The organism is Rahnella sp. 1L-D-7-B-C2 (assembly GCF_057290995.1).
In genome coordinates, this window is the sequence record NZ_JBXAVQ010000011.1 from 95,043 (window position 1) to 113,452 (window position 18,410).

15 protein-coding genes are annotated in these 18,410 nt (G+C 53.6%); 4 read left to right on the top strand and 11 right to left on the bottom strand.

The window, feature by feature from the left end:
• Position 1 precedes the first annotated feature (1 nt).
• The 8 genes from rffA to trxA form a co-directional block, all read right to left on the bottom strand.
• The gene (rffA, locus tag AC0Z7K_RS17260; RefSeq protein ID WP_413531077.1) at positions 2 to 1,132 is read right to left on the bottom strand and encodes a dTDP-4-amino-4,6-dideoxygalactose transaminase; all 1,131 of its coding nucleotides are present in this window, start codon (positions 1,130 to 1,132) and stop codon (positions 2 to 4) included.
• Positions 1,133 to 1,136: 4 nt separating this feature from the next.
• Positions 1,137 to 1,841: a dTDP-4-amino-4,6-dideoxy-D-galactose acyltransferase gene (gene rffC / locus AC0Z7K_RS17265; protein WP_485615296.1), complete on the bottom strand. Its 705-nt coding sequence runs from the start codon at positions 1,839 to 1,841 to the stop codon at positions 1,137 to 1,139.
• Positions 1,832 to 3,094 carry a UDP-N-acetyl-D-mannosamine dehydrogenase gene (wecC, locus tag AC0Z7K_RS17270; protein ID WP_413531075.1) on the bottom strand — a complete coding sequence of 421 codons (1,263 nt, stop codon included), beginning with the start codon at positions 3,092 to 3,094 and terminating at the stop codon, positions 1,832 to 1,834. The genes rffC and wecC overlap by 10 nt, the downstream gene beginning before the upstream one ends.
• On the bottom strand, positions 3,091 to 4,221 hold the full coding sequence (wecB, locus tag AC0Z7K_RS17275; RefSeq protein ID WP_485615297.1) for a non-hydrolyzing UDP-N-acetylglucosamine 2-epimerase: 1,131 nt from the start codon (positions 4,219 to 4,221) through the stop codon (positions 3,091 to 3,093). Before wecB ends, wecC begins: the two co-directional genes overlap by 4 nt.
• On the bottom strand, positions 4,218 to 5,270 hold the full coding sequence (gene wzzE / locus AC0Z7K_RS17280) for an ECA polysaccharide chain length modulation protein (RefSeq protein ID WP_485615298.1): 1,053 nt from the start codon (positions 5,268 to 5,270) through the stop codon (positions 4,218 to 4,220). Before wzzE ends, wecB begins: the two co-directional genes overlap by 4 nt.
• 41 nt (positions 5,271 to 5,311) lie before the next feature.
• Positions 5,312 to 6,397, bottom strand: coding sequence for a UDP-N-acetylglucosamine--undecaprenyl-phosphate N-acetylglucosaminephosphotransferase (gene wecA / locus AC0Z7K_RS17285; protein WP_485615299.1), 1,086 nt, complete (start codon positions 6,395 to 6,397; stop codon positions 5,312 to 5,314).
• Positions 6,398 to 6,697: 300 nt separating this feature from the next.
• Positions 6,698 to 7,957: a transcription termination factor Rho gene (gene rho, locus AC0Z7K_RS17290; protein ID WP_056772325.1), complete on the bottom strand. Its 1,260-nt coding sequence runs from the start codon at positions 7,955 to 7,957 to the stop codon at positions 6,698 to 6,700.
• 414 nt (positions 7,958 to 8,371) lie between these two features.
• Entirely contained in the window at positions 8,372 to 8,698 is a 327-nt protein-coding gene (gene trxA / locus AC0Z7K_RS17295; protein WP_013577537.1) for a thioredoxin TrxA, read from the bottom strand.
• Positions 8,699 to 8,816: 118 nt separating this feature from the next.
• On the opposite strand from trxA, the gene rhlB reads away from it, so the two are divergent.
• Positions 8,817 to 10,109 (top strand): ATP-dependent RNA helicase RhlB, encoded by a 1,293-nt coding sequence (gene rhlB / locus AC0Z7K_RS17300; RefSeq protein ID WP_112165487.1) that lies wholly within the window; start codon positions 8,817 to 8,819, stop codon positions 10,107 to 10,109.
• Positions 10,110 to 10,115: 6 nt separating this feature from the next.
• Entirely contained in the window at positions 10,116 to 11,609 is a 1,494-nt protein-coding gene (gppA, locus tag AC0Z7K_RS17305) for a guanosine-5'-triphosphate,3'-diphosphate diphosphatase (RefSeq protein ID WP_485615300.1), read from the top strand.
• 67 nt (positions 11,610 to 11,676) lie between these two features.
• Here the strand turns inward: gppA and rep are convergent, their stop codons facing one another.
• Positions 11,677 to 13,701, bottom strand: a complete 2,025-nt coding sequence (rep, locus tag AC0Z7K_RS17310) for a DNA helicase Rep (RefSeq protein WP_485615301.1) — start codon at positions 13,699 to 13,701, stop codon at positions 11,677 to 11,679.
• A gap of 176 nt (positions 13,702 to 13,877) precedes the next feature.
• Between rep and ppiC the strand changes: the two genes are divergently transcribed.
• Positions 13,878 to 14,159 carry a peptidylprolyl isomerase PpiC gene (gene ppiC / locus AC0Z7K_RS17315; protein ID WP_112165480.1) on the top strand — a complete coding sequence of 94 codons (282 nt, stop codon included), beginning with the start codon at positions 13,878 to 13,880 and terminating at the stop codon, positions 14,157 to 14,159.
• Positions 14,160 to 14,270: 111 nt separating this feature from the next.
• Here ppiC and ilvC read toward each other — a convergent pair whose 3' ends face one another.
• A complete protein-coding gene (ilvC, locus tag AC0Z7K_RS17320; RefSeq protein ID WP_056772344.1) occupies positions 14,271 to 15,746 on the bottom strand; it encodes a ketol-acid reductoisomerase in 1,476 nt (491 codons plus the stop codon).
• Between the two features lie 186 nt (positions 15,747 to 15,932).
• On the opposite strand from ilvC, the gene ilvY reads away from it, so the two are divergent.
• Entirely contained in the window at positions 15,933 to 16,814 is an 882-nt protein-coding gene (gene ilvY / locus AC0Z7K_RS17325; protein ID WP_413531069.1) for an HTH-type transcriptional activator IlvY, read from the top strand.
• 50 nt (positions 16,815 to 16,864) lie between these two features.
• Here ilvY and ilvA read toward each other — a convergent pair whose 3' ends face one another.
• On the bottom strand, positions 16,865 to 18,409 hold the full coding sequence (ilvA, locus tag AC0Z7K_RS17330) for a threonine ammonia-lyase, biosynthetic (RefSeq protein ID WP_413531068.1): 1,545 nt from the start codon (positions 18,407 to 18,409) through the stop codon (positions 16,865 to 16,867).
• Position 18,410: the final 1 nt, after the last annotated feature.

Sequence of the window (18,410 nt, forward strand, 5' to 3'; positions counted from 1 at the left end):
ATCAGGCGAAGTATTGCAGCATGGCCGCAATCACCGTGCGCTGCGTGTCGTCGGTCATGTTGTAGAACAACGGCAGGCGCACCAGACGTTCGCTTTCCTGCGTGGTAAAGCGGTCAGTGCCGTCGAAACGGCCAAAGTTTTCACCCGCCGGGCAGGCGTGCAGCGGAATATAATGGAAGACGGTAAGAATATCCGCGGCTTTCATGTGGCGGATAAAGGCATCGCGATCTTCGATATCCTTCAGGCGCACATAGAACATGTGGGCGTTCTGCACACAATCCTGCGGAATGCCCGGCAGCTGGATGCGGCCTGCATCGGCCAGATCCTGCAAGGCTTCGTAATACTCGTTCCAGATGCACAGCCGGCGCTGGTTAATTTTCTCAGCGGCGTCCAGATTTCCCCACAGATACGCGGCCTGCAAATCCGACATCAGGTAGCTTGAGCCGATATCGCGCCAGGTATATTTATCCACTTGTCCCCGGAAGAACTGGCTACGGTTGGTGCCTTTTTCACGAATGATTTCCGCGCGGTCGATGAGTTTTGCGTCGTTAATCAGCGTCGCGCCGCCTTCGCCACCGGCAGTGTAGTTTTTAGTTTCATGGAAACTGAAACAGCCGATATGGCCAATGGTGCCCAGCGCTTTACCTTTGTACGTTGACATCACACCCTGCGCGGCATCTTCCACCACAAACAGTCGATGCTTTTCGGCCAGCGCCATGATGGTGTCCATTTCACAGGCCACTCCGGCGTAATGCACAGGCACAATCACTTTGGTTTTGTCAGTGATGGCGGCTTCAATCAGGGTTTCGTCGATGTTCATCGTGTCCGGGCGAATATCGACAAACACAATTTTCGCACCACGCAGTACGAACGCATTGGCGGTGGAAACAAAGGTGAAGCTCGGCATGATCACTTCGTCGCCGGGCTGGATATCGAGCAACAGCGCGGCCATTTCAAGAGAAGCCGTACAGGACGGCGTCAGCAACACTTTCGGGCAGTGAAAACGCTGTTCGAACCATTGCTGGCAGCGCAGGGTAAAGCCGCCGTCACCGCATAATTTGCCGCTGCTCATCGCCTCACGCATGAAATCAATTTCAGTACCTACGATCGGAGGCGCATTAAAAGGGATCATTGTTTCACCTGTACAGCCAGTACGCCGCGCGCGTGACTTTGCCACCGCTGGCGAGATAAAGGTTTAAGGCTGCGAGATTGCCGGTTTGGGTGGCGACGTGTAAACGCGACACTCCCTGTTCGGCACACCAACGTTTCGCAGCCGCCATTAATTTCCTGCCCGCCCCCCGTCCCTGACATTCAGGTCTGACGGCCAGCAGGCCAATTCTTGCTTCGTCCGGCGAGAGCCTTCGCAGCGTCACAAAGCCCAGCCCGTTACCCTGTTCGTCATCTGCCCACAGGCAAAGATGGTCGAAGGTGCCGAGCACCGCTTTCTCCGCCCACATCGCGTAGAAACGCGCGCTGTCCTGCGGGTGATACCACGGCGCACGAAAACGGCTTAACCGGAATGCCAGGCGGGCGATACTCACCACATCCGCAATTTCTTCAGGTATGGCCAGACGTCCGGCGGTAAGCGCGGCGTCCTGCGAGCCTGTCGCCACACAAACGTCGGTTTCACCTTCTGCCAGCCGGAAACCCAGCGCCGAGAGGGCATCCAGCGTATCCGTCAGATCGGCGTCTACTTTCGCCTGCACCAGCGCATACGGCACAAAATCCTGTAGCGTGACTTCAGGCGCGGCGGCATCGAGCGTCAGCTTCGCGCTCTGCAACTGGAAGAACTCACTCTCCCAGTCGAGGGAATCAACATTGCCGCGCAGGCTTATCGCCATACGCCCTTGGTATCCACAATCCACGACTGCTCAATCTGAGCGGCGGGGATCGCTTTGAAGGAAGCGTGATCGACCAACATCACCAGCAGATCGGCGTTTTTCAGCGCATCATCCAGCGCATGTAACGTCACTTTTTCGGCCAGAGAGGCTGGCAGCTGATGCACGTTCGGCTCAACTGCCCAGGTTTCTCCGGCATGCCAGTCGGCAATCAAATGCGTGACTTCAACGGCCGGGCTTTCGCGCAGGTCGTCGATGTTCGGTTTAAACGCCAGACCAAAGCAGGCGATTTTGACATCGGCTGCGCGTTTGCCGGTAGTCGTCAGGCAATCTGCCAGCGCCGCTTTCACCCGGTCAACCACCCAGAAGGGTTTGCTGTCGTTCACTTCCCGCGCGGTGCGGATAATGCGCGCCAGCTCCGGGTTTTGTGCGACGATAAACCATGGGTCGACGGCGATACAATGGCCGCCCACACCCGGTCCCGGCTGCAAAATATTGACGCGCGGATGGCGGTTTGCCAGGCCGATCAGCTCCCACACATTGATGCCCTGCGCATCACAAATCAGCGAAAGCTCATTGGCGAATGCGATGTTCACATCACGGAAGCTGTTTTCAGTCAGCTTGCACATTTCAGCGGTACGGGAGTTGGTGACGACACATTCGCCTTTGAGGAAAATATTGTAAAGTTCACTCGCACGCTGCGAACACAGCGCAGTCATGCCGCCGATGACGCGGTCATTTTTAATCAGCTCGACCATCACCTGCCCCGGCAAAACGCGCTCCGGGCAGTAAGCGATGTTGATGTCAGCCTGCTCCCCTGCCTGCTGCGGGAAGGTCAAGTCGGTACGCACTTCTGCCAGCAATGCGGCCATGTTCTCGGTCGCACCAACGGGAGAAGTCGATTCCAAAATAATCAAATCGCCTTTTTTGAGCACCGGCGCCAGAGAAAGCGCGGCGGATTCGACGAATTTCATGTCGGGCAGATGATCGCCTTTGAAAGGCGTCGGTACGGCAATCAGAAAAGCGTCTGCGGGTTCCGGCGTGGTCACGGCGCGCAGGAATCCGTCTTCGACGGCCCGCTTCACCAGCAGATCGAGATCCGGTTCGACAATATGAATCGCCCCGCGATTAATGGTGTCGACCGCATGCTGATTGATGTCCACACCGATCACTTTTTTCTGGTGCGAAGCAAACGCGGCGGCGGTAGGCAGACCGATGTAGCCCAGTCCGATAACAGAGATCGTATTAAAACTCATTGTGATACCCAATGATTTTTCAGTGCGTCAAGAATATGGTGACACGCATGGCCGTCACCGTAAGGATTGTGTGCCCGGCTCATGCTGTTGTATTCATTTTCATCCGTCAGCAGACGGTTCACTTCTTCCACAATTCTGGCGGGATCCGTTCCGACCAGCTTGACCGTTTTGGCATCGACGGCTTCCGGGCGCTCCGTGGTTTCGCGCATCACCAGCACCGGTTTGCCCAGCGACGGTGCTTCTTCCTGCACGCCACCGGAATCGGTAAGGATCAAATAGGCCTTATCCATCAGATAGACAAACGGCAGGTAATCCTGCGGATTGATAAGCACAATGTTGTCGATACCATGCAAGATACGGTTCACCGGCTCACTGACGTTAGGATTGAGGTGAACCGGATAGACAATTTGAACATCAGGATGCTGGCGGGCGATATCGGCCAGCGCGGAACAGATCCGCTCAAACCCGCCGCCGAAGCTCTCACGACGATGGCCGGTAACCAGAATGAGTTTTTTGTCGGCATCAAGGAAGGGGTAACTCGCGGCGAGCTGTTGCGCCAGGGAGGTATCGCCGCTGAAGCGATCCCTGACCCACAGTAAGGCATCAATCACCGTATTGCCGGTGACGTAAATACCCTGGCCAGGGATATTTTCTTTGAGTAAATTCGCGCGGGCATTTTCGGTCGGTGCAAAATGCCACGTTGCCAGATGCCCCGTCAGCAGACGGTTGGCTTCTTCCGGCCACGGCGATGAAAGATCGCCGGTACGTAATCCGGCCTCAACGTGACCGACCGGGATCTGATGATAAAACGCGGCCAGGCTAGCTGACAGCGTAGTCGTGGTATCGCCATGAACCAGCACGACATCCGGTTTGAAATCATCCAGCACGGGTTTCAGCCCGGCCAGAATGCGACAGGTGATTTCAGTCAGACCCTGCCCCGGTTTCATGATGTCGAGATCATAATCGGGGGTAATTTCAAACAGACGTAATACCTGATCGAGCATTTCACGGTGCTGTGCCGTGACACAAACTCTGGATTCAAATGCCGCATCTTGCGACAAAGCATGCACCAGCGGCGCCATTTTTATGGCCTCCGGACGGGTGCCGAAAATCGTCAACACTTTCACAATGTGTTTCTCTTATTTTTGCGACGCGTCAGGGCAACGCCAGCCCCGATTAAACCACCGACAACACCCCACATGATCATTAAAAATACGCGGCGCGGGCTGTCACGTTTTACAGGCTCTTCAGGCGTTCTGAGATAACGGTAAGTCTGAAACTTTGCAGTCAGCGTCGGGCCGACATTGAGCGTAGAAAGCATCGCACGGTTCTGATCATACTCCAGATCGTACCCCGGACCGGAAGCTTGTAGCAGTTCCAGACGCGCTTTCAACATCGGGACGCCTAACAGGAACATGTCGGAGTCTGGCAATTCTTCGGCTGGCGTGTCCGTCACACTCTTATTGATATTCTGCTGCTGGGCGATTTTAAGCGCCTGCTCCGTATTGTTCGCAGTACGTTTGAAAATGGCCTGCGCGACTTCTTCCTGACGCTTCACTTGCGCTTTCATCGACTGCGTACGCGCGGCCCATGCGCCCTGAAGTTCATCATAAAGGTGCTGGGATGCGCGGGCGCTGGCGAAATTCACGTACTGGCGCAGCAACTTATTGGCATCGACGGAGTTATCTGCAGTCAGTTTGACGATGTCATTCGGGACTTTCAGACCGTCGCGCGCGGTGAACTGAATATCGTTAACGAGATCATCAAGCAAAACGGCATTTGCCCGCGCGTCGCCTTCCTGATGCTGCTTGTAATACGGCGATTGCAGCCAAAAATCTCGGCGGGTGTCGTAGGCCGCCAGCTGCATCACAAATTCGTTATAGGATTCATCAGAAATCGGCGGGCGGCTGGAGTCAGTCTGCGGCGCATTGCGCATATCCAGATTACGCAGGAACTGCGCCTGCGAGAAATAGGACGACAGGTTGTTCACCGTCGGACGATCGGTGATCGCGGTGGCACTCCATTCCTGCTTCATCAGATAGGACGAACCGAGCGCCACGAGAGCAAAGAGGATCCCCAGACCCGCAATCCACAACTTACCATTCCATAAGATGCAGCAAAGGCCGCGGATATCGAGTTCATTTTCGATGGCGCGTTCATTCTGGTTACTTGTCATTTCTGATTTATCCACAGCCAGTAAGCCTCGGGTTATAAATATTAGTGAACGGTGGAGCGGCGCAAACGCCTTTTTACCCGTTTAATAAACCGTGCAACCCGCCAGGCGCGTTTAATACACACGCCATAAAGCAGGAACGCGAAGAAAAATAATACTAACATCAGCCATTCAGGCACCAGCGGCAGATGCTCACCAATGACGCCAATTGCCGCCAGCAGCGCCGCAGCGACGGTGATCAAAACAAATGCCTGACGGGAAGTAAAACCGGCGCGCATGATCAAATGATGAATATGCTGGCGGTCAGCCGAGAACGGACTCAGCCCTTTGCGCAGACGTCGGTACATAATAGCAATCATATCCATCAGAGGGATGGCGATAAGCCAAAGCGCGGTGACCGGATTCATCGGATGCGATTCCCCCTGCGTACTTTGCAACAGGATCCAAATCACTGTGAAGCCAATCAGCGTACTGCCGGCATCGCCCATAAAGACTTTATAGCGGCGGCCTAAGATGCCCAGATTGAGAAGAATATAGGGAAGTGTGGCCGCAATCATCGCGAAGCACCACAGCGCCAGATCCATATGGCCACTGTCGTACATGATGATGCCCATAGCACCGAAACTGACACAGGAAAGCCCGCCTAACAGGCCGTCGATACCATCAACCATATTGAATGCATTAATTGCAGCCCAGACGGCGAAAAGCGTGAAGAGATAGCCAAACGGCCCGAGCACCATTTCCCAGGGACCAATCAGGTGCCCGAGATTGCGCAAGGTCAGGTTGGCGAAGCTCATCATGGCGACGGCAACACCGGCCTGCACCAGCGCGCGAATTTTCACGCTGATGTCATATCGATCGTCCAGCGCCCCAACCAGCACCAATACTCCTGCGCAGAGTAGATAAAGTTGGCCGTGGGGAATGCGGTAATCGGTAATGAAAAAGGTGAAGCAGATCCCGGCGAAAACAGAGATGCCGCCTACCAGTGGTACCAGACCCTGATGGCGTTTGCGGAAATTGGGTTTATCGACCAGACCAATTTTGGTCGCTACCTTTCTGGCAACAAGTAAAAACAGGAATGAAAATAAGAAAACAATGACGAGTTCAGTACTCATAGTGAGTAGGTTCACAGTTAAGAGATCTCTGCAAAAATAAGGTGCGTGGAATTGAGCACAAGAACATCATAAACCTCACAGCCTTACATCTAATCCAGGGGGTGACAGTTATGGTTTTGTCTCAGGCAATACCTTATCTGTTGCCCTTTCTTCATGTTATCAGGGAGTCCGTCGACAAAATAAAGAAAGGGCAATGGAAAAGCCATCAGCTATTATCCGAATAAACTGACTGTTTCTCCTAAGTCGCATAATGGTAGCGACCAAAAGCAAAAAACGCCACGGCTTAGCGTGGCGTTAGCTGACTTTTACACCAAATTACGAACGTTTCATCATATCGAAGAAGTCGTCATTGGTTTTGGTCATGGCAAGCTTGTTGATGAGGAATTCCATCGCATCGATCTCACCCATTGGATGGATGATTTTGCGCAGGATCCACATTTTTTGCAACTCTTCAGACGTGGTCAACAGCTCTTCTTTACGCGTACCAGAACGGTTGTAGTCGATAGCAGGGAACACGCGCTTCTCAGCGATTTTACGCGCCAGATGCAGTTCCATGTTGCCGGTACCTTTAAATTCTTCATAGATAACTTCATCCATTTTAGAACCGGTATCGACCAGCGCGGTCGCGATGATGGTCAGGCTTCCGCCCTCTTCCACGTTACGTGCTGCACCGAAGAAACGTTTTGGACGGTGTAAGGCGTTCGCATCCACACCACCGGTCAGGACTTTACCTGAAGCAGGAACCACGGTGTTGTAGGCACGAGCCAGACGGGTGATGGAATCGAGCAGGATGATGACGTCTTTTTTATGCTCGACCAGGCGTTTCGCTTTTTCGATAACCATTTCGGCTACCTGAACGTGGCGGGAAGCCGGTTCGTCAAAGGTGGATGCAATAACTTCGCCTTTCACCAGACGCTGCATCTCGGTCACTTCTTCCGGACGTTCGTCAATCAGCAGAACCATCAGTACACAGTCAGGATGATTGTACGCAATGCTGGTCGCGATATTTTGCAACAGCATGGTTTTACCGGCTTTCGGCGGAGCGACAATCAGACCACGTTGACCACGACCAATTGGGGAAGCCAGATCCAGTACGCGAGCGGTCAAATCTTCGGTTGAACCGTTACCACGTTCCATGCGCAGACGAGAGTTTGCGTGCAGAGGGGTTAAGTTTTCAAACAGGATTTTGTTGCGGGCGTTTTCTGGTTTGTCGAAGTTAACTTCATTAACTTTCAACAGGGCAAAATAGCGTTCACCTTCTTTAGGTGGGCGGATTTTACCGGAAATGGTGTCGCCAGTGCGAAGATTGAAGCGGCGGATTTGGCTGGGAGATACGTAGATGTCGTCGGGGCCTGCGAGGTAGGAACTGTCGCCGGAGCGGAGGAAACCAAATCCATCCTGCAATATCTCCAGTACGCCATCACCGAAGATGTCTTCTCCGCTTTTAGCATGCTGCTTCAATATTGAAAAGATAATGTCTTGCTTGCGCATGCGGGCCTGGTTTTCCAGTCCCATATTTTCGCCGAGTGCAATCAGGTCAGAGACCGGCGTATTCTTTAATTCGGTAAGATTCATAATGGTGGGTTCTTAAACTCGGGGTATGTCTCGAACATCTGTCGTGAATGGGTATGGCAGGGTCATCCGTGCCTGTTTGTGTAGAACAACACTCAAATAACAGCTTAAAAATCCAGCCGATGGCAGTCGCCAGCGGGCGATTCTAGAGGGGCAAACTGATATTGAGGTGTCTTAAAGCCGATTTTTTCAAAACCGTTAGATGGTCAAGCACAGTGCCAGTTCAATATAATTTTTATTCAAAGAAACTATCAGGCAGATGTTTTTGACACAACAGAGTAAAACGTAAGAATCAAACTACAGGTAAGCTCTATTTGCAGTAAGCGTAAACTTAGCACGCTTCTTGACAGGCGTCTAGCGGACATTGTGAAAAACACGGCAGCCCGCTAAACACCTGAACTGGGTCATCCCGACCGCTTACAGATTAGCTGTTAAGAACTCTTTCAGCTGACCTTTCGACAGTGCGCCAACTTTAGTTGCTGCGACTTCGCCGCCTTTAAATAACAGCAGGGTAGGAATACCACGGATGCCGTATTTAGGTGCAGTACCTGGGTTTTCATCAATGTTCAACTTCGCGATGGTCAGCTTGCCTTCGAACTCAGTGGCAATTTCATCGAGAATCGGAGCGATCATCTTGCAAGGACCACACCACTCTGCCCAGAAATCGACCAGCACCAGCCCTTCGGCTTTCAATACGTCGTTGTCGAAACTGTCATCGGTAAGGTGAATAATTTTATCGCTCATGTTCTACTCCAAAGGATTATCTTTACCTTGTTGATGTAGCATTAACCAACATTAGGTTGACTTTATTTCACCGGATACGCTTTCGTAAAGCAATAGTTAGCTGATATTCTACCACACTATGAGCAAAACACACTTGACCGAAAAGAAGTTTTCCGACTTCGCCCTGCACCCGCTTGCAGTAGAAGCCCTTGAAAAGAAAGGGTTCCATTACTGCACACCTATCCAGGCATTAGCTTTGCCAATCACGCTCGCTGGGCGTGATGTTGCAGGTCAGGCGCAAACCGGTACCGGCAAGACGCTGGCTTTTCTAGCGTCTACTTTCCATTATCTGCTTTCTCACCCCGCTGCGGAAGGTCGTAAGACCAACCAACCGCGTGCCTTGATCATGGCACCGACGCGTGAACTGGCTGTGCAGATCCACTCTGATGCCGAAGCTTTATCCGAGTCTACCGGGCTGAAATTAGGTCTGGCATACGGCGGCGACGGTTACGACAAACAGCTTAAAGTGCTGGAAAGCGGCGTGGATATCCTCATTGGAACCACTGGCCGTTTAATCGATTATGCAAAACAGAACCACATCGACCTGGGCGCGATTCAGGTGGTGGTACTGGATGAAGCAGACCGCATGTTCGATCTGGGCTTCATCAAAGATATCCGCTGGATCTTCCGCCGGATGCCGCCTGCCACTCAACGTCTGAACATGCTGTTCTCCGCAACACTTTCCTGGCGTGTGAAAGAGCTGGCGTTCGAAAACATGAATAATGCCGAGTCGATTGAGATCGAACCGGAACAAAAAACCGGTCACCGTATTCAGGAAGAGCTGTTCTACCCTTCTAATGAAGAAAAGATGCGCCTGTTACAGACGCTGATTGAAGAAGAGTGGCCAGACCGCTGCATTATTTTCGCTAACACCAAGCACCGTTGTGAAGACGTCTGGGGCCATCTGGCTGCCGACGGACATCGCGTGGGTCTGCTGACCGGTGACGTTCCTCAGAAAAAGCGCCTGCGCGTTCTGGAAGACTTCACCAAAGGCACGCTGGATATTCTGGTGGCGACTGACGTAGCCGCACGTGGCTTGCACATTCCTGCCGTGACACACGTCTTCAACTATGACTTACCTGATGATTGTGAAGACTACGTTCACCGCATTGGCCGTACCGGCCGTGCTGGCCTGAGCGGTCACTCCATCAGCCTGGCGTGTGAAGAATATGCGCTGAACCTGACGGCAATCGAAACCTATACCGGCCACAGCATTCCGGTCAGCAAATACAGCAGCGAAGCACTGTTAACCGATTTGCCTGCTCCGAAACGTCTGGCACGTGCACGTACCGGCAACGGTCCGCGCCGTAACAGCAACTCGTCTTCGCGTCGCAGCAGCGCACCGCGTAGCAACCGTAAACGTCCGGGCTGATAACCTATGCTAAGCTCCACCTCACTCTACGCAGCAATCGATCTGGGCTCTAACAGCTTTCATATGCTGGTTGTTCGTGAGGTGGCAGGCAGTATCCAGACCCTCGCCAGAATAAAGCGCAAAGTGCGTCTGGCCGCAGGTTTGGATAAGCAAAACCTGCTTTCTCAGGAAGCGATGCAACGCGGCTGGCAATGCCTGAAATTGTTCTCTGAACGATTGCAGGATATCCCGCGCGAGCAAATCCGCGTGGTGGCGACCGCCACCTTACGGCTTGCCAGCAACGCCGAGGAATTTCTCGGCAAAGCGCAGGAGATTCTCGGCTGCCCGATTCAGGTTATCGCCGGGGAAGAAGAAGCCCGTCTGATTTATCACGGTGTCGCCCATACCACGGGTGGCCCGGATAAACGTCTGGTGGTCGATATTGGCGGCGGCAGCACCGAGTTAGTGACCGGTGTTGGCGCGCAGGCGACCACGCTGTTCAGTTTGCCGATGGGCTGCGTCACGTGGCTTGAGCGCTATTTTAGCGATCGCAATCTGGCGAAGGAAAACTTCGATCAGGCCGAACAGGCCGCGATCGACATGATCCTTCCCGTTGCGCCAGATCTTATCGCTAACGGCTGGCAGATTTGCGTCGGCGCCTCCGGCACGGTGCAGGCTTTGCAGGAAATCATGGTGGCGCAAGGCATGGACGAGCGCATCACGTTGCCGAAACTTCAGCAGCTCAAACAGCGCGCGATTCAGTGCGGCAAACTGGAAGAGCTGGAAATTGAAGGTCTGACGCTGGAACGTGCGCTGGTTTTCCCAAGCGGACTGTCGATTCTCATCGCCATCTTCAAAACCCTGAATATCGAAACCATGACACTGGCCGGTGGCGCATTGCGCGAAGGTCTGGTGTACGGAATGCTGCATCTGCCGATCGAACAGGATATCCGTCAACGCACGTTGCGAAATCTGCAACGTCGCTACCTGCTGGATAACGAACAGGCGCAACGGGTGGCACAGCTGGCCGAGAACTTCTCGATACAGGTGTCACAGGAATGGAAGCTGGATGCCCGCGCCCGTGAGTTACTTAACAGCGCCTGTCTGATCCACGAAATTGGTTTGAGTGTCGATTTCAAAAAAGCCCCGCAACACGCGGCCTACCTGATCCGTCACCTGGACTTACCGGGTTTCACGCCGGCACAGAAAAAACTGCTGGCGACGCTGTTGCAGAATCAAAACGGCACGCTCGATTTACCTTTGCTCAATGAGCAGAATGCTCTGCCGCCGCGTCTGGCGCAGCGCCTTTGCCGCATTCTGCGACTGGCGATCATCTTCGCCAGCCGTCGCCGTGACGACACATTGCCTGCCGTGCGTTTACGTGCGAATGATGATGAACTGAGTGTGATTGTGCCACAGGGCTGGCTGGAACAGCATCCGCTGCGCGCCGAAGAGTTAGAGCAGGAAAGCCACTGGCAAAGTTATGTCCACTGGCCTCTGTTTGTTGAAGAGCAACGCTGATTTTCCTGATTAATCAGTAAATTATTGAGGCAGGGTTGATCCCCTGCCTTTTTTACATCTTAATCTTTCAATTTCCGCCTTTGGCTTTCGCCAGCTGTTCGCGGATTTTCTCCAGATGACTCTGCCCTTTCACCATTCGCTCCTGCGCACTCACCACCTTACGCTCGCTTTCCCACGCCAGATCGTCTTGCGGTAACTCCATCAGGAAACGACTCGGCTCAGGGCGGATAAGCTCGCCGTACTGGCGACGTTCGCGACACAGCGTAAAGGTCAGCTCTTTCTGCGCGCGGGTAATACCGACGTACGCCAGACGCCTCTCTTCATCTACATTGTCTTCATCAATGCTGCTCTGGTGCGGCAACAAACCTTCTTCCATGCCAACCAGATAGACATACGGGAATTCCAGCCCCTTCGAGGCGTGCAGCGTCATCAGCTGAACCTGATCCAGTTCTTCTTCATTTTCCCCCCGCTCCATCATGTCGCGCAGCGTAAAGCGCGTCACCACCTGAGTGAGCGTCATCGGCTCATCCAGATCGGTGCCTTCGAGCATTTCGGTCATCCAGCTAAACAGCTGATTGACGTTTTTCATGCGCATTTCTGCTGCTTTCGGGCTCGGTGACGTTTCGAACAGCCAGCTTTCGTAATCGACGCCGTGAATTAAATCCCGCACGGCGGCTACCGGCTCGCGTTCGGCCAAATCGGAAATCGAGCCCATCCAGTGGGTGAAGCGTTGTAAAGATTCAAGCCCGCGCCCGGTCAGCGACTGGCTTAGCCCCATGTCGAAGCTGGCTTTAAACAGGCCTTTGTTGCGCTGATTCGCCCACTCGCCGAGCTTCTGCAAGGTCGCCGCACCGATTTCGCGGCGTGGCGTGTTGACGATGCGCAGGAATGCGCTGTCGTCGTCAGGGTTGGTCAGAACACGCAGATACGCCAGCAGGTCTTTAATCTCAGGACGAGAAAAGAACGACGTGCCGCCGGAAATACGGTAAGGGATGCGGTTTTGCATCAGCATTTTTTCGAACAGGCGCGACTGGTGATTCCCGCGGTACAAGATAGCGTAATCGCCATACTGCGTTTTGTTAATGAAATGATGGGCGATCAGCTCGCCGACCACGCGCTCAGCTTCATGATCTTCATTGTTGGCCGTCACCACTTTCAGCGATTCGCCGTAGGCCAGTTCAGAGAACAGACGTTTCTCGAAAACGTGCGGGTTATTGGCGATCAGAATGTTGGCGGCTTTCAGTATGCGCTGCGTCGAGCGGTAGTTTTGCTCAAGCTTAACGACCTGTAATTGGGGAAAATCTTCTTTCAGCAGCACCAGATTTTGGGGGCGCGCGCCACGCCAGGAGTAGATGGACTGATCGTCATCGCCGACCACGGTAAACCGCGCACGGTTGCCGACCAGCAGTTTCACCATCATGTACTGGCTGGTATTGGTGTCCTGATATTCATCCACCAGCAGATAGCGTAATTTGTTCTGCCAGCGTTCGCGCACTTCTTCGTTTTTCTGCAACAATAACGTCGGCAGCAGGATCAGGTCATCGAAATCGAGAATATTACAGGCGCGCATGTGGTCATGATAAAGGCTGTAACAGTGCGCGAAGATCTGATCGCGTTCGGATCGCGCAAGACCAGCGGCATGAGACGGATCGACCAGATCGTTTTTCCAATTTGAGATCGTCGAAACCAGCTGCTGAAGCAACGTTTTATCGTTCTCCAGCCACTTTTCGCTCAGCTCTTTGAGCAGCGCCAGCTGGTCCTGATCGTCGAACAGGGAGAAGTTAGATTTCATGCCCAGCGCAGCGAATTCGCGCTTAATGATTTCAAGACCAAGCGTATGGAACGTGGCAATCAGCAAACCGCGCGCTTCTTTGCGCCCGAGGGTTTGCCCGATACGCTCTTTCATTTCACGCGCGGCTTTGTTGGTAAAGGTGACGGCCGCAATATGACGGGCCTGATAGCCACATTCTCGGATCAGGTGCGCGATTTTATTGGTAATTACCCTGGTTTTACCGGAGCCAGCACCCGCCAGAACCAGGCAGGGTCCGGTGACGAATTCGACGGCGTGTTGTTGGCTGGGGTTTAATCGCATGGCGTATTTTTGCTCACCGGATAGACAAGGACGGCGATTGTAGCAGAAACGTCGCCTGAGATTGACAGGCTTTACCGCCCAATTTGTTATCTCTGGAATGCAGGCCGGAGTCCACATGCGCAGTTGCAAATGTTACATTACGCCTCTGGAACACATCTCAAGAAAAGGTCTCAATCATGGCAAAAACCGCAGCAGCAATGCATATCCTTGTAAAGGAAGAAGAACAGGCGAATGAAATTCTGGCTCAGTTGAAAAACGGCGGCGATTTCGAAAAGCTGGCAAAAAAACACTCTACCTGCCCGTCAGGTAAAAAAGGCGGTCATCTGGGCGAATTCAAGCAAGGCGCCATGGTACCTGCTTTCGATAAAGTGGTATTCTCTGCGCCGCTTATCGAGCCACAAGGCCCGCTGCATACCCAGTTTGGTTACCACATTATCAAGATTCTGTACCGCAACTGAGTTTCCGTTTCGGCGCAGTGAGCAGTAAAAAAGAAAGGGCACCGCATTTTCATGCAGTGCCCTTTTTATATCTCTCTCGCAACCCAAAATACTTCGCGTTGCAGGGAAATCTTAACTTGCTACAGCAATGCGTTTCATATCAGTCATATAGCCACGCAGGGTGCGGCCGATTGACTCGATTGGGTGGTTGCGGATAGCTTCGTTAACATCACGCAGCTGCGCGTTATCAACCTGAGTCTCGGCAACAGATTTACCCAAATCACCCGCCTGCAGGGTGGTCATGAACTCTTTCAGCAACGGTACTGCTGCGTTAGCAAACAGGTAGTTACCGTATTCTGCGGTATCAGAGATAACCACGTTCATTTCGTACAAACGCTTACGCGCAACGGTGTTGGCGATCAGCGGCAGTTCATGCAGTGATTCGTAGTAAGCAGATTCTTCGATGATGCCGGACGCCACCATGGTTTCGAAGGCAAGCTCAACGCCCGCTTTCACCATCGCAATCATCACAACGCCGTGGTCGAAGTATTCCTGCTCGGAAATTTTACCGTCGAACTGTGGCGCGTTTTCGAACGCGGTAGCGCCCGTTTCTTCACGCCATGTCAGCAGGTTTTTGTCGTCATTCGCCCAGTCAGCCATCATGCCGCTGGAGAATTCACCCGAGATGATGTCGTCCATGTGTTTCTGGAACAGCGGCGCCATGATCTCTTTCAGTTGCTCGGACAGCGCATAAGCACGCAGTTTCGCCGGGTTAGACAGTCTGTCCATCATCAGCGTGATGCCGCCTTGTTTCAGCGCTTCGGTGATGGTTTCCCAGCCGAACTGCAGCAGTTTTTCTGCGTAGGCTTCATCAACGCCGTCAGCGACCAGTTTGTCGAAGCACAGCAGAGAACCGGCCTGCAACATACCGCACAGAATAGTCTGCTCACCCATCAGGTCAGATTTTACTTCAGCAACGAAAGAAGATTGCAGAACGCCGGCACGATGGCCGCCGGTCGCCGCAGCCCAGGCTTTAGCAATCGCCATGCCTTCGCCTTTTGGATCATTTTCCGGGTGAACGGCGATAAGCGTTGGAACGCCGAAACCACGTTTGTACTCTTCACGGACTTCAGTACCCGGACATTTCGGAGCAACCATTACCACGGTGATGTCTTTACGGATCTGCTCGCCCACTTCAACGATGTTGAAGCCATGAGAGTAGCCCAGTGTCGCGCCGTCTTTCATCAGGGGCTGAACCGCTTTAACCACTGCGCTGTGCTGTTTGTCCGGAGTCAGGTTAACCACCAGATCCGCCTGCGGGATCAGTTCTTCGTAGGTGCCAACTTTGAAACCGTTTTCTGTCGCTTTACGCCATGAAGCACGTTTCTCAGCAATCGCTTCAGCACGCAGGGTATATGACACATCCAGACCAGAATCACGCATGTTCAGACCCTGGTTCAAACCTTGTGCGCCACAGCCCACAATCACCACTTTTTTACCTTTGAGGTAGCTGGCTTCGTCAGCGAATTCATCGCGACCCATGAAGCGGCATTTGCCCAGTTGTGCCAGCTGCTGACGCAGGTTCAGTGTGTTGAAATAGTTAGCCATGTCTTGCTCCGTTCTTTCGAGGTAAGTGCTGTTATTTTTTGTTTCACCGGTGAACCAGTGAACGCCGTGAATTCACTATATGTCATGCGACACATTGCTTAAATTGATATATTACGAAGATGACGTTGCAAAATCTGCAATACTCTTATTTTGTCATCTGTGAAACTAAAGAGCCGGGAAATCTTTATGGACTTACGTGATCTGAAACTGTTTTTGCATCTGGCGGAAAGCCGCCATTTTGGCCGTTCGTCGAAAGCGATGCATGTCAGCCCGTCAACGCTGTCGCGCCAGATCCAACGGCTGGAGGAAGAACTCGGCCAGCCGCTGTTTCAGCGTGATAACCGCACCGTGCAACTGACCAGTGCGGGTGAACAACTGAAAAACTTTGCCCAGCAGACGCTACTGCATTACCAGCAACTGCGCAGCGGGCTGGATCAGCATGGCCCGACGCTGAGCGGCGAACTGCGTTTGTTCTGCTCAGTCACCGCCGCATACAGCCATCTTCCGCCGATCCTTGACCGTTTCCGGGCGCAGCATCCGCTGGTCGAAATCAAACTTACTACCGGTGATGCCGCCGATGCGGTCGAAAAAGTGCAATCCACCGAAGCGGATTTAGGCATCGCCGGGCATCCTGAAACCTTACCGGGTAGTGTTGATTTCACCAAAATCGGCGAAATTCCGATGATCCTGATTTCGCCGTCCCTGCCCTGCGCGGTGCGGACTCAGGCCAGCGAACCGCACCCCGACTGGTCGCAAATCCCGTTCATTCTTCCGGAACACGGACCGGCGCGAAAACGCATCGACATCTGGTTCAAACGAAACCGTCTGAGCAATCCGCTGATTTATGCCACCGTCTCCGGCCACGAAGCGATTGTCTCGATGGTGGCGCTCGGCTGCGGCATTGCGCTAATCCCCTCGGTCGTCGTCGATAACAGCCCGGAATCCATCCGTAACCGCATTACGGTGCTGGATAACGTCACCGTCGGCGCACCGCTGGAGCTGGGCGTCTGCGTGCAGAAAAAACGCCTGAACGAACCGCTTATCGACGCATTCTGGCAACTGCTCTGACTGTTTCCGGTAATAAAAAACGGGACGCTTTTCAGGGTCCCGTTTTATTTTTAACCCGCTAAGAAGAAGCGGAACGCAGGATTATCACTTTCGTTATGGCAGTCATAGCCCAGCGCCTTCAGGTTCTGTTCGAACTCCGGTTCCTGCTCATTGAGCTCAAACGCGGCCAGCACGCGGCCGAAATCGGTGCCGTGGCTGCGGTAATGGAACAGGGAAATATTCCAGTGCGTGCCCAGAGTGTGCAGGAATTTCAGCAAAGCACCCGGTGATTCCGGGAACTCAAAGCTGTAAAGCCGCTCGCGCAAAGGCTTGGTTGGACGTCCGCCCACCATGTAACGCACGTGAAGTTTCGCCATTTCATCATCAGAAAGATCCACCACCTGATAGCCATCGCGATTCAGCTCGTCGATGATTTCCAACCGCTCTGCATGGCCACGCGTCAGACGCACGCCCACGAAGATGCAGGCGTTATCTGCATCGGCATAACGGTAGTTGAACTCGGTCACCGAACGGCCACCCAGCAGCTGACAGAATTTTAGGAAGCTGCCTTTGCGCTCAGGAATGGTCACCGCCAGCAGCGCTTCACGTTGTTCGCCCAGCTCGCAGCGTTCCGATACGTAACGTAAACCGTGGAAGTTGACGTTCGCGCCCGAAAGCACGTGCGCCAGACGCTCGCCCTGAATGTTGTGCTGCTGCACGTATTTCTTCAGTCCGGCCAGCGCCAGCGCCCCGGAAGGCTCGGCGATAGCACGCACGTCTTCGAACAAATCTTTCACTGCGGCGCAGATGGCATCGCTGTCGACGGTTATCACATCATCAAGATATTCACGGCACAGACGAAAGGTTTCGGTGCCGATACGCTTCACCGCCACGCCTTCGGCAAACAGCCCGACGCGCGCCAGATCAACAGGTTCACCGGCATCCAGCGCTGCACGCAGGCAGGCAGAATCTTCGGCTTCGACGCCAATTACCTGGATCTGCGGCATCAGCTGTTTGATCAATACGGCAACGCCCGCCGCCAGACCGCCGCCGCCGACCGGCACGAATACGCGATCGAGATGCGCATCCTGTTGCAGCAGTTCCATCGCCAGCGTGCCCTGACCGGCGATCACCGCAGGATGGTCAAACGGCGGAACAAACGTCATACCCTGCTGCTGCGAAAGCTCGATGGCTTTGCCTTTGGCTTCATCAAAATTCGCACCAAACAGCAATACTTCGCCACCGAAACTGCGCACCGCATCGACTTTGATATCCGCAGTCGCCACCGGCATCACTATCAGAGACTTGATGCCTTTTTTGGTGGCTGAAAGCGCAACACCCTGCGCGTGGTTACCGGCTGAGGCCGTAATCACGCCGCGGGAAGCCTGTTCTTCGGTCAGACTGGCTATCATGGAATACGCGCCGCGCAGTTTAAAACTGTGAACAGCCTGGCGGTCCTCCCTCTTCACCAGAATGGTATTACCCAGCCGGGAAGAGATCTTTTCCATGACCTGCAAAGGGGTCACCTGTGCGACTTCATACACCGGCGCACGCAGCACGGCGCGCAGATATTCAGCGCCGCACGGCTGGTCGGGCAAAGGTTGAGATACCGCCATG